Raw genomic sequence first — 14,523 nt, 5'->3', positions numbered from 1 at the left:
CATTGTGCATCGTCTGCATGAGAGCGACATGAACACCCGGCTCGGCACACATGACGGTTTATTCATGCGGACGATACGCCGGGATGCTCGTTTTTTTTCGTTGTTATCCGTCCCCCGGCCCGGGCGTTGGGATGGCCCAGCGGTCTTGATACGGTACGCATACGAACGCCCGGTATGACTGGTGTAGACGCGGCTGACTGGCCGGCCACCCAGTTCACCTGCGTTTTTGATCTGCGCCCACCTGTGCTATAGTAGACGTGAGGGGTTCAGATGTTCCAAAGTTTGCAAGCGCGTTTGATCTTTTTGTTTGTCGCCTTCGTTCTGCTCGTCGTTGTCTCCGTCGGCGCGATGATTTGGGGGAGCGAAACGCAGCGCCAGGACGCTTTGGTCATCAACCTGGCGGGACGGCAGCGGATGTTGGCGCAGCAGATGACGCGACTGGCGCTCGAAGCAGACAGCCGCAAGAGCGCGGTGGATGCCGCGCTGCTGGAGGCCGAAGCAGTCTTCGATCGCACCCTGTACGCCCTGCGCGAAGGCGGCGCGGCGCCTTATCCGCCTGACGCCTCAGTGACGCTGCAGAGACCGACCGACCCTCGCATTCTTTCCGCGCTCGATCAGGTGGCTCAGACCTGGAGCGACTTCCGCACGCAGCTCTACAAATTGCAGTGGGCGTCACGCAGCAATCCCATCTTCTGGCTGACGCGCCAGACGTTCGAAGATGAAGCGGCCACCCTGGTGGAGGCTGCGGATGCGGTGGTGCGTTTGCTGGAAGCGGACGCGACGGCCAAGATCAATCGCCTGCGCGCCATGCAGATGAGTTTTCTAGTGGGAGCGTTGGTCCTGCTGGGCGTGGGCGCGTGGGTGACGCACCGGTCCGCCCTGACGCCGCTGAAGGACCTATCTGCCGCGGCGGACCGGTTGGGCGGCAACGATCTTGAGTCACCGATCCAGGTGACAGGCCCGCGCGAGATACGCAGCCTGTCCGAGTCGTTCGATGTCATGCGCAAGAACCTGGCCGCGTCGCGGCTGGAACTGCTCGATCTGACCACCACCCTGGAAGCGCGCGTCGCGCAGCGCACACGTGAACTGAACGCGCTCAGCGAGGTGAGCCATGAGATCAGCTCGCAGCTCGATGTCAGTCATGTGTTGACTTCTGTCACTGAGAAAGCGCGCACCTTGCTGGACGCGGAGTCCGCCAGGCTGTGCCTGCTGGAGGATGAGGATCAGTATCTGACGCTGAAGGCGTCCTGCGGCGCGCAGACCGGCGAAACGGTCGAGCGCAGGTCTGCGATCAACCGCGCCAGCGCGGTGCTCGCCAGCCAACGGGCGCTGGTCTGCAGCCGTGCAGGCTGCGTGGGGGGATGCGGTCTGCTGGATGAGGCGCACGCGGCCAGCCACGTGGTGGCTCCCCTGCGCATTGGCGATGAGGTGATTGGGGCTTTGTGCGTGAGCAGTTCGCAGCCCAATCATTTCTCCGCGGAGGCTGCGGACGTGGCGACCAAGCTCGCCAATACGGCCGCGGTGGCGCTGCAGAATGCTCAGTTATTTGCGCAGGCAGAGAAGATCGCCACGCTGGAAGAACGCAACCGCATCGCGGCCGACATGCATGACGGACTGGGGCAGATGCTGAGCTATTTGGGCCTTGTGACAGATCAAACAGTCGACCTGCTGGCGGCGAGCGAAGATGCGAAGGCGCTCGCCAACCTGGAGCGCATGCGCAGGACGATCAATCAGGCCACCCACCAGGTGCGCGCGTCCATTCAGCAGTTGATGGATGGCGCACCGCGAGAGCGTAAGCTGCGCGATCGTTTGCAGGAAACCGTGCGTGAGATCGAGGGCAAATACCAGGCAAGGATTGACTGGCAGGCGGAGGAGGGTGTTCTTACGGCGGCGATTCCGCGCGCCGTGACGGAGCAGATTCTCAACGTGACGCGCGAGATGTTGGAAAACGCCTGCCGTCACGCGGCCGCCCAATTCATTTGTGTTCGCTTTGGCCGGGAAAACGGGCATGGCTTCGTCAGGATCGAGGACGACGGCCGCGGCTTCGATCCGGCGGTGCAGCCGGCCGGGCACTTTGGTTTACGGGTCATGACGGCGCGCGCCGCACACATCGGCGGGAAACTGTTGATCGAATCGGCGCTCGGCGCGGGAACGTGCGTGACCCTGTTGTTTCCCCATGGGGAGGGGCGATCATGAGCCGCTATCGTGTGCTGCTGGCTGACGACCATGCGCTGTTTCGCGAGGGGCTGGCAGGGATCATCACATCGCAGCCGGACATGGACGTCGTTGGCGAAGCCAGCGATGGGCTGGAGGCGGTGGTCATGGCGCAGGAACTCAAGCCGGACCTGGTGTTGATGGATGTGCAGATGCCCACGCTCGACGGGATCGAAGCGACGCGCCAGATCAAGGAAATGGTGGCGCATGCTACCATCGTGATGCTGACCGTGCGCGACGATGACGAAAAGCTGTTCGAGGCGCTGAAGAGCGGCGCCCAGGGCTATTTGCTCAAGGACATTCATTCGAAGGATATGCTCGCCATGCTGCGCGGCGCACTGCGCGGGGAAGCTGCGCTCAGCCCGCGCATGGCCGGGCGAGTATTGAAGGAGTTTCGCCGCCTCGGTTCGCGTGTGCCCGTATTTTCCGCGGCCGATGACGACGAACTGGTAGAACTGACCAGGCGTGAACTGGAAACGCTGACCATCGCGGCGCGGGGCGTATCAGACAAGGAAATTGCGGAAGAACTGTGCATCAGCATTCACACCGTCAAGAGTCACATGCGCACCATTTTGTCCAAACTGCACGTGAACACACGACGCCAGGCCGCACGCGTCGCCAAGAGCAAGGGCCTGCTGTAGGCAAGAACTAGTTCTTCGCATTCAGCGCAACCGAAATATCCTTCTTTTCTCATTCTTGAATGGGCGAACGGAGGATTTTTTCATTTCCCCTTTTGACCTATCTTGACCCGCGTCGAAAGCATCCACTGCTTCCTGGTGCGGGCAGGGGGAATGAGAGTTTTTTAACTGTCCAGTTCCGAGCAAATTTTGAGCATACAGACAGCACCAAAGCGGGCACTTATTTAATTCTCATTCCTGGGCGAACAAGCATCTGTCTGTTGAAGTCGGTTCGAGTCAAACTTTATGCAACGTGTAAAACGTCGTGTCCTGCTCATCTGTTCACACCACTTGTTTGGCGAAAGCCTGGAGACCATTCTGCGTCGGGTGGACGACATGGAGTTGCTCGGCCCCATGGAGCTTTCGCAGGAGAACATCCATGCGCGCCTGTTCGAATTGCGCCCCGACGCGGTCATTGTCGTGGATGAAGGCGAGAATAGGATGAACGTCTCCTCGCTCACCTCCGCCATCCTGCAGCAGTTCCCCAGCCTGCCCGTTATCAGTGCAGGGCTGGAACAGAACATCTTTCGTGTTTTCTCTGCCCACACGCTCCCCGCACGCAGCTCGGACTTTGTGGAAGCCATTCTGAACCTGCCGCCCAGCAATCCCTGGGAGGCGGCGCAGCCCGGCTTCCAACCTAAACCTAAACCTAAACCTTGAGGAGGATGAGTCAATGATGCGAATGATCGGAAAACCTGCGTCTCTCTGCCGGGCCTTCTGCCTGATCCCGCTTGGTTTGTTGATCCTGGCCCTGGTTGCGATTCCGACGCGCGCCGGCGCGCAGGATGCATCCGAAGGCGAAAAACTCTTTACCAGCAAAGGATGCAAGGCTTGCCACACGATCGGGGGCGGAAAACTAGTCGGGCCTGATCTGCTCGGCGTGACCACGCGCCGCGACAGGGCCTGGCTGACGCGCTGGATCAAGGAGCCGGACAAGGTGCTGGCCGAGGGTGACGCGATAGCCACGCAGTTGTACGAAGAGTACAACAAGATTCCCATGACCAACCTGGGGCTGACCGACGGCGAGGTGGCCGCGCTGATCGCTTATCTTGTGAGCATTGATACGGGTGGGGCGCCCGCGCGGCTCCGGCCGCGCCTGCGCTCCCTGCCGGCGACTTAGAGCGCGGCAAGGCGCTGTTCCTGGGCACGACTCGACTTGCCAACGGCGGGCCGGCCTGCATGGTCTGTCACAGCGTGACCGGCATTGGCGCGTTGGGCGGCGGCGCGCTGGGGCCTGACCTGACTGACGTGTTCAACCGCTACGGCGGCCAGGCAGGGTTGACCGCCTTCCTCGGCAGCCCGGCCACCATCACCATGAACGCCATTTGGGCCAACCAGCCCATGACCGACCAGGAGCGCGCAGACCTGGTGGCGTTTTTCGAAACAACGACCACGCCGCTGCGAACTGCTTCCACCTTGTGGACGCTGGCGGGGTTGTCTGGCGCGGGCGGCGTGGTCTTGCTCGCCTCGGCGCAGGTCTGGTGGCGAAAACGACTGATGGGCGTCCGCAGACCCCTGGTCGCGCGCGCCAACGCAAAGAAGTAAAACAATTCCCCCTCCTCCCCAGCCCTTCCCCGCAGGGCCCCTGGGGAGAAAAAGGGGAAAAAACAACCCCCCCCCCCCCCCCCCCCCCCCCCCGGGAGGGGGGCCCCTCCCTGCGGGAGAGGGTTAGGGTGAGGGTGAAATCTGATTGTTTGGAGGAGCAGCAATGGCTTGGATCCAAGACTTGGTCAACCCGAAATCACGCAAGTGGGAGGAGTTCTACCGCAACCGCTGGCAGCACGATAACATCGTCCGCAGTACGCACGGCGTAAACTGCACAGGCGGCTGTTCGTGGCAGGTGTACGTCAAGGACGGCATCATCACCTGGGAAATGCAGCAGACGGATTATCCGCTTCTCGAAAAGGATCTTCCGCCCTACGAACCGCGCGGTTGTCAGCGCGGCATCTCGGCGTCGTGGTACGTCTACAGCCCGATCCGCGTCAAGTATCCGTACGCGCGCGGCGTCCTGCTGGATTTCTGGCGCGAAGAACGGTCGGCGGGCAAAAGTCCCGTGGACGCGTATGCCTCCATCATGGGAGATGAGACGAAGCGGACGCGCATCCAGAAGGCGCGCGGCAAGGGCGGTTTCCGCCGCACCTCGTGGGACGAAGTGACGGAGATCGTCGTCGCGGGCATGCTCCACACCGCCAAGAAATACGGACCCGACCGCATCTTCGGCTTTTCGCCCATCCCCGCCATGTCGTACCTTTCGTACGCGGGCGGCTCGCGCTTCCTGCAATTGTTCGGCGGCGTCAACATGAGTTTCTACGACTGGTACGCGGACCTGCCCAACGCCTTCCCCGAAGTCTGGGGCGACCAGACCGACGTGTGCGAATCCGCCGACTGGTACAACAGCAAGTACATCGTCTCGTACGGCGCGAACATGAGCATGACGCGCACGCCCGATGTACACTTCATCGCCGAGGCGCGGCACAACGGCACCAAGTACGTCTCGATCGCGCCCGACTTCAGCCAGGTCTCCAAGTATTCCGACTGGTGGATCCCCGTTAAGCCCGGCACCGACGCGGCGCTGTGGATGGCGGTCAATCACGTCATCTTGAAGGAATTCTTCGAAGAACGCCAGGTTCCGTATTTCATCAACTATCTCAAACAATACACCGACAGCACGTTCCTGGTGGAACTGGAAAAGGATGGTGACTCGTACAAGGCGGGACGCCTCCTGCGCGCCAACCGCGTCAAGCGTTACACGAACGAGGAGAACGGCGACTGGAAACTGCTGGTCTTCGATAAAACCAGCAATCAGCCGCGCATGCCCAAAGGCACGGTCGGCTACCGCTGGAGCAAGGAAAAAGGCAAGTGGAATCTCAAGATGGAGGACGGGCAGGATGACACCCCGCTCGATCCCGAACTGACCTTCCTCGACGAACACGACGAAATTGTGAACGTCGCCTACCACGAATTCGCCGAGGCGAAAGTTGCCCTGCGCGGCATCCCCATCCGCTACGTGGAAACCGATCGCGGACGCGTCCCCGTGACGACCGCCTTCGATCTGCTAGTGGCGCAATTTGGCGTCAGCCGCGGACTGCCTGGCGATTACCCGAAATCCTACGATGAAATCGGCCCGTACACGCCCGCCTGGCAGGAACAGTACACGGGCATCGGTCGCGACACCGTCACCCGCCTGGCGCGCGAGTTTGCGCACAACGCGGAAGTGACCAACGGCAAGTCCATGGTCATCGTCGGCGCCAGCATCAACCACTGGTACAACAACAGCCTGATGTACCGCGCGCCGATTACCGCGTTGATGTTGTGCGGCTGCTGCGGAGTCAACGGCGGCGGCATGAACCACTACGTGGGACAGGAAAAACTGACGCTGGTCGCGCCGTGGTCGGCGATGGCGTTCGCGCTGGACTGGGTCAAACCTCCGCGCCGCCAGCAGACTCCCACCTGGCATTACATCAACAGCGACCAGTGGCGCTACGAGGGCGATTTCACCGACTATGCGCCCATCCCTGAGAAGACCAAATGGGCTAAGGGCCACGCCGCCGACCTGGCGACGATGGCGGTTCGCATGGGCTGGATGCCTTCGTATCCGCAGTTCGACGAGAATCCTTTTGATGTCGTCAAGAACGCGGACGCGGCAGGCGCAAAGTCCAACGATGATGTCATCAAACGGGTGGTGGATCAACTCAAAGATGGAACGACCAGATTCGCCATTGACGACCCGGACGCGGAGCAGAACTGGCCGCGCATCTGGATAATGTGGCGCGGCAACGCGCTGGCCTCCAGCGCCAAGGGCGCCGAGTTCTTCCAGCGCCACTACCTGGGCACCCACGACAACATCGCGGCCGAGGAGCACGCCAAAGGCAAGGTCAAGACCGTCACCTTCCGCGAGCCTGTGCCGCGCGGCAAGATGGACCTGGTGGTTGACCTGAACTTCCGCATGGACTCTTCGGCGCTGTATTCCGACATCGTCCTGCCCTCCGCGTTCTGGTACGAAAAGAACGATCTCAACACCACCGACCTGCACTCGTACGTGCATCCGCTCGGACAGGCGGTTCCCCCTGTTTGGGAATCCAAGACCGACTGGGAAATCTTCAAACTGCTGGCGCTCCGAGTCAGCGAGATGGCGCCCGAGGTCTTCCCCGAACCCGTGCGCGACATCGTGGCGTTCCCGCTCATGCACGACACGCCCGACGAACTCGGTCAGACCGACGTGAAGGATTGGCGCGCGGGCGAGTGCGAAGCCATCCCTGGCAAGACCATGCCGCACTTCCGCGTGGTCGAGCGCGATTACATCAATCTGTACAACCGCTTCATCTCGCTCGGACCGAACATCCGCGCGGACGGAATCAACGGCAACGGCGTGCAGATTCCCATCGAGAAGTTTTACGATGATTTGATGGAACAGCCTGTCGGCGGCACGCCCGACTCGCGCCGCACGCGCTGTGTGGAGTGGGGCGGAAAGAAATATCCCAGCCTCGAAGACGCGCTGGATACCGCCAACGTGTTGCTCTATCTCGCGCCCGAAACCAACGGCGAAGTCTCGTATCAAGCGTTCAAACACGAAGAAGAACGCGTCGGACTCCCGCTGGCGGACCTCGCCGAAGGTGTGCGCGGCGTCAACATGACCTTCCACGACCTGACGCGGCAAGTGCGCCGCACGCTCATCAGCCCCTGCTGGACGGGCATGGTCAACGACGGGCGCGCCTACGCCGCCTGGTGCATCAACGTCGAGCGCCTCATCCCCTGGCGCACGTTGACAGGGCGCCAGCACTTCTATGTTGACCATCCGTGGTACCTGGACTTTGGCGAACACCTGCCGACCTTCAAGCCGAAACTGAACCCGCGCGCCACAGGCGACATCGTCAACAGCCCGGTGGACGACAAGTGCCTTGTGCTGAATTACATCACGCCGCACGGTAAGTGGAACATTCACTCCACGTACAAGGACAACCATCGCATGTTGACGCTCTCGCGCGGCATGGATCCCGTCTGGATCAACGACAAGGACGCGGAAAAAGTTGGTCTCGTGGACAACGACTGGGTGGAGATGTACAACGACAACGGCGTGGTCGTGACACGCGTCAATGTCAGTTCGCGCGTGCAGCCTGGCATGTGCCTGTACTATCACGCGGTCGAGCGCACGATCTACATCCCCAAGTCGCAGATCCGCGGCAAGCGCCGCGCGGGCGGTCACAACAGCCTGACGCGCACGCGCATCAACCCGCTGCTGCTGGCGGGCGGCTACGCCCAGTTCACCTACGGCTTTAATTACTGGGGCCCCATCGGCATCTTCACCCGCGACACGTACTGCGTGGTCAGGAAGATGGAGAAGTTGGAGTGGTAGAAGAAGCCCTCACCCCCGTCTCCTCTCCCCATTTTGGGAGAGGGGACGGGGGTGAGAGATACCAAGGAGCAGAACATGGACATTCGCGCACAAGTTTCAATGGTCTTCCATCTCGACAAATGTATCGGCTGCCACACGTGCAGCATCGCCTGCAAGAACATCTGGACGGATCGCAAAGGCACCGAGTACATGTGGTGGAACAACGTGGAAACCAAGCCTGGCACGGGCTACCCCACGCGCTGGGAAGACCAGGAGAGATACAAAGGCGGCTTCGAGGAGAAGGATGGCAAACTCAGGCTGAAGCTGCAGGGACGGTTGGGCGCGCTGGGCAACATCTTCTTCAATCCCAACCTGCCCAACATGGACGATTACTACGAGCCGTGGACGTACGACTATCAGCATCTGTTCGACGCCCCCGATGGCGATGACCAGCCCACTGCCCGCGCCATCTCGCTCGTCACTGGCAAGCCGATTGACACGATCGAGGCCGGCCCGAACTGGGATGACGACCTGGGCGGCTCGCCCGTCTACGCGGAGAACGACAAGAATCTCGATGAACTGACCCAAGAGGAGCGCCAGCAGCTCAACGAAGTCGAACGAATGACCTTCTTCTACCTGCCGCGCATCTGCAACCACTGCCTCAACCCTGGCTGCGTGGCGGCTTGCCCCGCGGGCGCCATCTACAAACGCGGCGAGGACGGCATCGTCCTCCTCTCGCAGGAAAAATGCCGCGCCTGGCGCATGTGCATCTCCGGCTGCCCCTACAAGAAGACCTACTTCAACTGGTCCACGGGCAAATCCGAAAAATGTATCCTGTGCTATCCGCGCATCGAAAGCGGACAACCGCCCGCCTGCTTCCATTCCTGCGTGGGACGCATCCGCTATCTCGGCGTTCTGCTTTACGACGCCGATCAGATCGAGAAAATTGCCTCGGCCGCAGAATCCAGCCTGGTTGACGCGCAGCGCAGCATGATCATGGACCCGTTCGATCCGACCGTGATCGCCGCGGCCAAAGCCAACGGTATTCCCGACAACATGATTGACTCGGCGCAGAAATCGCCCGTCTACAAGTTCGTCAAGCAGTGGGGTATCGCCCTGCCGCTTCATGCCGAATTCCGCACCGTGCCGATGCTGTTCTACGTCCCGCCCATGCTGCCCGTTCTGGCGAAGACCAAAGACGGCAACTACGAAGTGGATCAAAGCGGTGCGGACGGTCTCTCTCCCCTGCTGAGCGCGTTGGAAAAGGCGCGCGTCCCCCATCAAGTTCATGGCGCGGCTGTTCTCGGCGGGCAACACCGACGTGATCGAAGCGGTCTATCGCAAACTGATCGCTGTCCGCATTCATCGCCGCAGTGAAACGGTCAAGGATGTGTCGCCGGCGGAACTCGACAAGGCCTACACCACCGGTGGAACCGACCCGCAGGAAGCCGACGCGATCTTCCGCCTGACCGCGCTGCCGACCTACGATGAACGCTTCGTCGTACCGGCCATGAATCGCGAAGTTGCCATCGAAGCAAACATCCCGCCCCTCACCAACAAACAAGAAACAGGCTTCGGCTTCCGCCGGCAGCCCGGGCGCAGGTTCTAGCCATGACACTTCATCCCATGCTCCCAACCACCCTGGCCCAATTCGCCGACGTACTGGACTATCCCCAGCCCGGCCTGGCCGAGAAATCTCGCCTGTGCGCGCAGACTGTGGCCCGCATGGCGCTGCCGTTCCTCGCGGTAGATTCACGCCAACTGTCGCCCGACGCGCTCTTGTCCGCGTTTGCGCGCGAGGTCGAGCCGATGGCCTACGGCTTACAGGAGGAGGCCTACGCCAGCACCTTCGACCTGGGCGGCGCGTATCCCTACATCGGCTATCAACTGCTCGGTGAAACCTACAAGCGCAGCATCTTCATGCTCGAACTGAAGAACCGCTACCATGCGTATGGATTGAGCGAAGGAGGCGAACTCTCGGACCACCTGGTCTGCATCCTGCGCTACTTGAACGTGCTGCAGGATGAGGAGGAGTTTTGCGAGCTCACCCAATACGCCATCCTGCCGGCGCTGGACAAGGTGCTTCATGCGGCTCGCATGCGCGACGAGAACGATCATTCCGCGCTGCCGCTCTACCTGGCCGTGCTGCAAGCCCTGTACGATGTGCTGGTGACTACGGTCGGCGAGCCGCTCATCAAGGCCGAGCCCTGGGAGGAAGACCATGCCCAGGCGCAATGCGAGGCCTTCGACGAAATTCCCCTGGCATACGACGCAGTGGATTAGTTCAAGTTCTTGTTGGAGGACTCCCTTTCGGGGAGGCCGATGGGGCGTTGATACCTCTTGCCGCTCCTTCATTGCCTTTCCTTACGTCGCGGTCATTTTGGCGACAGTAGTCGGCATCTACCGCTACTATTCCGATCGCTTCTCCTTTTCCAGCTTCTCCTCGCAGTTCCTGGAAAGCCGCCGCCTGTTCTGGGGGTCCGTGCCCTGGCACTACGGCATTGTCACCATTCTGAGCGTCCACCTGTTTGCCTTCTTCTTCCCCGGCGTGTGGGCCGCGCTGACCGCTGACCCGACGCGGCTCTACATCATCGAGGTGACCGGCATGGCGCTGGCGCTGGTCTCCATCGTTGGGATCAGCCTGCTCGTCCTGCGCCGCATGTCCGATGACCGCGTGCGCGTCGTCACCACCTGGGCTGACTGGCTGCTCATCCTTGCCCTGCTCGTGCAGGTCATCCTGGGCTTCTGGGTCTCCTTCTTCTACCGCTGGGGGTCCGACTGGTTCCTGCGCACCGCGCAGCCGTGGCTGCTCTCCCTGGTGGTCTTCCAGCCGAAGATCGAATATGTCTCGGCGCTGCCCCTGGTGGTCAAATGGCATCACCTGTGGGGCTTCGTCATCATCTGCATCTTCCCCTTCACGCGGCTGGTGCATGTGGTCACCTACCCGATTACCTACCTCTGGCGGCCGCTGCAGGTGGTCATTTGGAATCGCGCCAGGCCGGTGCAAAAGTAACGGCGCGTGGAACTGCACCCCATTCGTGCAAATTCGTGAAATTCGTGGCAAAGAATGCTCATGAAACACCTGGATGAACTCCTACGCGACTGCGTGACGCACCATCACCGCCTGTGCCCGCAGGTGCTGGTGCACGCGCGGGAGCATGTTGGCGCCTCCTCCTGGCCCTCGACCTGCCGCAAACGGACAAGCGCCTGCTCGCCATCACCGAGACCGACGGCTGCTTCGTGGATGGCGTCAGCGCAGCAACGGGTTGCTACGTGGGTCGGCGCACGCTGCGTGGAAGATTTCCGTAAAGTTGCCGCCGTCTTTGTGGACACGCAGCCAGCGGGCGTTCGCATTGCGCCGCGGCTCGACGTGCGGCGGAAAGCGGCGTTTGCGCCTGAGGCGCGCAGCCGTTGGGAAGCGCAACTACTCGGCTATCAGCGCATGCCCGACGAGGACCTGCTCGATTCCCGATGGGTGACGATGCGGATCAACATCGCCGGCCTGATCGGACACGCGGGTGTGCGCGTGAACTGCGAGGCCTGCGGCGAGGAAATCATCAACCAGCGCGAGGTGACACGGGACGCGAGAATTCTCTGTCGCGCCTGTGCCGGCCAGGCGTACTATGTCGAAACCCGCCTGGCCGGCGTCACAACCCTCACCTTGCCGTGGACATCGAAGCTGGTTCAGAGCTACGAGGGGTTCCCGACACCGGTTGAGCATTGGGAACCTACCTGGAACGACAACTGACGCTGCGATAGACCCATGAATCGAACCGCCAACGAAACCAGGGCCTCTCTCTGGGCCATTCGATCGTGAGAGCGCGGAGCTGCATCCCGCCTACTTCGCTCCTCGTCGCGCCACGGGCATCGTTTCCACTGCCTGCCATCTCTTGGGCATGGATCTCCTCGCCCTTCCCTGTTCTACCTGAATCAGATTTTCTGTAACGCTCTGGCTGCTCGTTGGGCTTGCTCTTTCGTCATCTCCTGCGCATCCTCGCCGACCTCACCAACCACAACCTGAAGCGCAGGGCTTTCTCACCCTCGTCGCCGGGACGAACGTGCTGGGCGGTCAATTCGTCATCCTGAAAGCGACAGCCAACGGCGCTGGCGCTTTGGATTGTCGGCCTGGTTCTCTGGATCGTCTTGATCTACGCCTTCTTCGCGCTGATGACCATCAAAGAACAGAAACCGCCGCTGGAAGGGGGCATCAACGGCGCCTGGCTGTTGACGGTGGTCTCCACGCAGTCCGTCGCCGTGCTGGGAACGCTGATCGCCCCCCGCTTCGGCGCCTGGCAAGAGATTTTCCTCTTCGCCATGCTCTGCTTCTTCCTGCTCGGATGCATGTTCTACATCCTCGTCATCTCGCTCATTTTCTACCGCTTCATGTTCTTCAAGCTCAACCCGCAGGAGTCGACGCCTCCCCTTATTGGATCAACATGGGCGCCGTCGCCATCACCACCCTGGCGGCGCCAACATCATCCTCGAGCGGCAACTATCCTTCCTCGCTGACATGATGTCGTTCATCGAGGGCTTCACCTTTCTTTTCTGGGCGATAGGAACGTGGTGGATTCCGCTCCTGCTCGTCTTCGGCGGATGGCGTCACCTCTACAAACACCGGATGCTGACCTATCATCCCGCTGTATTGGGGCCTGGTCTTCCCGCTCGGCATGTACACCGTCTGCACCTTTCAACTCGCCAGGGCGCTTGGGGTTGACTTTCTGCTTGCCATCCCTCGCACTTCGTCTATCTTGCTATCGCGGCCTGGCTTCGCCCGTTCTTTGGCCCTCGTGGCTCAGATTGGGAAGAAGCTGGCGCCCTGAACGATCACAGAATCGAACCTGGTTTAGCCGATGAGTATTGACCGCTCACGCCGCATCATTTTCGGAGAGGTCGCGGACCCTATAATGAAACGTGCACCCGCTATCTCGATGCGCTGATCGAGGACATCATCCGCCTGGCCGCTACCCGGACGGGCGCATCCTGGAGATCGGCTGCGGGCGGGCAATGCGACCGTCTCTCGTTCGCCCGGCGGGCTATCGCCTGGCTGGCAATCGAGCTTCGGGGCGAGCGCCTGGCGCGCCACGTGGCCCAGAACTGCCGGGCTTACCCCAACGTGACCATCGTCCAAGGGCCGAGTTCCGAGTCCTGCGACCTGCGCCGCATGGCTTCCCGACCTGGCCGTTTCAGCGGACGCCTTCCACTGGATTCGCCCCGAAACCGGTTACGCCAGAAAGTAATGACCGCGCTCGGGCGAGCGCGGCTCCTTTGCTTCTTCTGGCAGATCAGCGTGGACCCGCAAACCGACTTGTCGCGGGCCATTGACGAAGTTTTTCGCCAGCGCTTCGCAGGTCGAGCGGCCCAACGAGCCGATGCGACGCCGCTTGGGTGCGGGCCGTCATCGAGGGCAACTTTCGTGACTATTGGCATCGAGAATGTGGCGGTCAAGACCTTACGATTGGATGGAGACCCTGGGCGCGGTTAGGTACGTCGAGACTCCTGCGCACTCGTTCTGGCCTGCACGGCATGGACGAGGGTTTGCGGCGGCGCGTTGAACCGGGAGATTGACGCCGTCATTCAGGCGGCCGTTGGCATCCTTGAGCAGCCGTACCGGGCGATCCTCTTTCACGCACCTGGAGCCTGAGGGGAACTGGGCTTCCCCGAACTTGGGGAGGGGGCGAATGTCGAATGGGGCAAAATTCGGATTTGCCGGAGGCAGTAAATATCGTTTGACGCGTTCAAGGGATGGATGTATACTGCAGTTCAGGCATCAATCGTCGTTCGGAGCGCATCTTGATCATCTCGCACAAGTACAAATTATCTTCATCAAGACCAAGACGGCAGGCACGAGTATCGAGGTCCATCTGTCTCAGTTTTGTGGAGGGATGATGTGGTTACGCCCATCTGGCCGCATGTGGAACCGCATCGCTAGAATTACCAGGTCTTTGGAATCCCCTTCTACCGGAAATCATCGTCAGGCAGGAGCGACCTGAAAACGACCCCTAAAATGGCATGGAGACCCCTCTGGCGCAGGCATACGTTCGTCACCTCCCGGCAACGATCATACGGGCGAGAACATCCCAGGAAGTGTGCGGGAAACCTATTTCAAGTTCTACTGCGTGGAAAGAAACCCATGGGACAAGACGCTTTGTCTCATATGCCATGATCTGGCGATCGCAAGGGCGGCGGCCTCACGCTGGACGAGTATGTTGACAGGCGATGGTTCTGCATCAACTATCCGAAATACCGACTAAACGTGGGTCAATCCCTGGTGGATCGGGTTCTCAAGTCTGAATCACTGAT

Annotated in this window: 10 protein-coding genes and 1 pseudogene; all 11 read left to right on the top strand. The window is 61.0% G+C overall.

Features of this window, described 5'->3' with window-relative positions:
• The first annotated feature begins 270 nt into the window (after positions 1-270).
• Complete coding sequence (locus tag IPM84_22560; protein ID MBK9095483.1) at positions 271-2,196, top strand: type IV pili methyl-accepting chemotaxis transducer N-terminal domain-containing protein; 1,926 nt, start codon at positions 271-273, stop codon at positions 2,194-2,196.
• Positions 2,193-2,855: a response regulator transcription factor gene (locus IPM84_22555; GenBank protein ID MBK9095482.1), complete on the top strand. Its 663-nt coding sequence runs from the start codon at positions 2,193-2,195 to the stop codon at positions 2,853-2,855. The genes IPM84_22560 and IPM84_22555 overlap by 4 nt, the downstream gene beginning before the upstream one ends.
• A gap of 282 nt (positions 2,856-3,137) precedes the next feature.
• Positions 3,138-3,551, top strand: coding sequence for a hypothetical protein (locus IPM84_22550; protein ID MBK9095481.1), 414 nt, complete (start codon positions 3,138-3,140; stop codon positions 3,549-3,551).
• Positions 3,552-3,564: 13 nt separating this feature from the next.
• Positions 3,565-4,011 (top strand): cytochrome c, encoded by a 447-nt coding sequence (locus IPM84_22545; GenBank protein ID MBK9095480.1) that lies wholly within the window; start codon positions 3,565-3,567, stop codon positions 4,009-4,011.
• Positions 4,012-4,025: 14 nt separating this feature from the next.
• A complete protein-coding gene (locus IPM84_22540; protein ID MBK9095479.1) occupies positions 4,026-4,436 on the top strand; it encodes a c-type cytochrome in 411 nt (136 codons plus the stop codon).
• A 163-nt stretch (positions 4,437-4,599) separates the two neighbouring features.
• Positions 4,600-8,244 carry a nitrate reductase subunit alpha gene (locus tag IPM84_22535; protein MBK9095478.1) on the top strand — a complete coding sequence of 1,215 codons (3,645 nt, stop codon included), beginning with the start codon at positions 4,600-4,602 and terminating at the stop codon, positions 8,242-8,244.
• A 75-nt stretch (positions 8,245-8,319) separates the two neighbouring features.
• A pseudogene (gene narH / locus IPM84_22530) lies at positions 8,320-9,832 on the top strand (nitrate reductase subunit beta).
• A gap of 2 nt (positions 9,833-9,834) precedes the next feature.
• Entirely contained in the window at positions 9,835-10,506 is a 672-nt protein-coding gene (locus IPM84_22525) for a hypothetical protein (GenBank protein MBK9095477.1), read from the top strand.
• Positions 10,445-11,236, top strand: a complete 792-nt coding sequence (narI, locus tag IPM84_22520) for a respiratory nitrate reductase subunit gamma (GenBank protein MBK9095476.1) — start codon at positions 10,445-10,447, stop codon at positions 11,234-11,236. The genes IPM84_22525 and narI overlap by 62 nt, the downstream gene beginning before the upstream one ends.
• 60 nt (positions 11,237-11,296) lie before the next feature.
• Positions 11,297-11,971 (top strand): TraR/DksA C4-type zinc finger protein, encoded by a 675-nt coding sequence (locus IPM84_22515; GenBank protein ID MBK9095475.1) that lies wholly within the window; start codon positions 11,297-11,299, stop codon positions 11,969-11,971.
• 395 nt (positions 11,972-12,366) lie between these two features.
• A complete protein-coding gene (locus IPM84_22510; protein MBK9095474.1) occupies positions 12,367-12,732 on the top strand; it encodes a hypothetical protein in 366 nt (121 codons plus the stop codon).
• The last annotated feature ends 1,791 nt before the right edge of the window (positions 12,733-14,523 follow it).

Origin of the sequence: Candidatus Amarolinea dominans (assembly GCA_016719785.1) — a bacterium.
Taxonomy (GTDB): Bacteria; Chloroflexota; Anaerolineae; order SSC4; family Amarolineaceae; genus Amarolinea; species Amarolinea dominans.
Note: the sequence above shows the minus strand (reverse complement) of the source record. Positions and strands in the feature narration are given on the sequence as shown.

What these genes read in the sequence shown, in the direction of transcription:
- IPM84_22515 (MBK9095475.1), top strand. Translation starts at nt 11,297, where the DNA reads ATGAAACACCTGGATGAACTCCTACGCGACTGCGTGACGCACCATCAC.
- IPM84_22545 (MBK9095480.1), top strand. Translation starts at nt 3,565, where the DNA reads ATGATGCGAATGATCGGAAAACCTGCGTCTCTCTGCCGGGCCTTCTGC.
- narI (MBK9095476.1), top strand. Translation starts at nt 10,445, where the DNA reads ATGCCCAGGCGCAATGCGAGGCCTTCGACGAAATTCCCCTGGCATACG.
- IPM84_22555 (MBK9095482.1), top strand. Translation starts at nt 2,193, where the DNA reads ATGAGCCGCTATCGTGTGCTGCTGGCTGACGACCATGCGCTGTTTCGC.
- IPM84_22535 (MBK9095478.1), top strand. Translation starts at nt 4,600, where the DNA reads ATGGCTTGGATCCAAGACTTGGTCAACCCGAAATCACGCAAGTGGGAG.
- IPM84_22525 (MBK9095477.1), top strand. Translation starts at nt 9,835, where the DNA reads ATGACACTTCATCCCATGCTCCCAACCACCCTGGCCCAATTCGCCGAC.
- IPM84_22550 (MBK9095481.1), top strand. Translation starts at nt 3,138, where the DNA reads ATGCAACGTGTAAAACGTCGTGTCCTGCTCATCTGTTCACACCACTTG.
- IPM84_22560 (MBK9095483.1), top strand. Translation starts at nt 271, where the DNA reads ATGTTCCAAAGTTTGCAAGCGCGTTTGATCTTTTTGTTTGTCGCCTTC.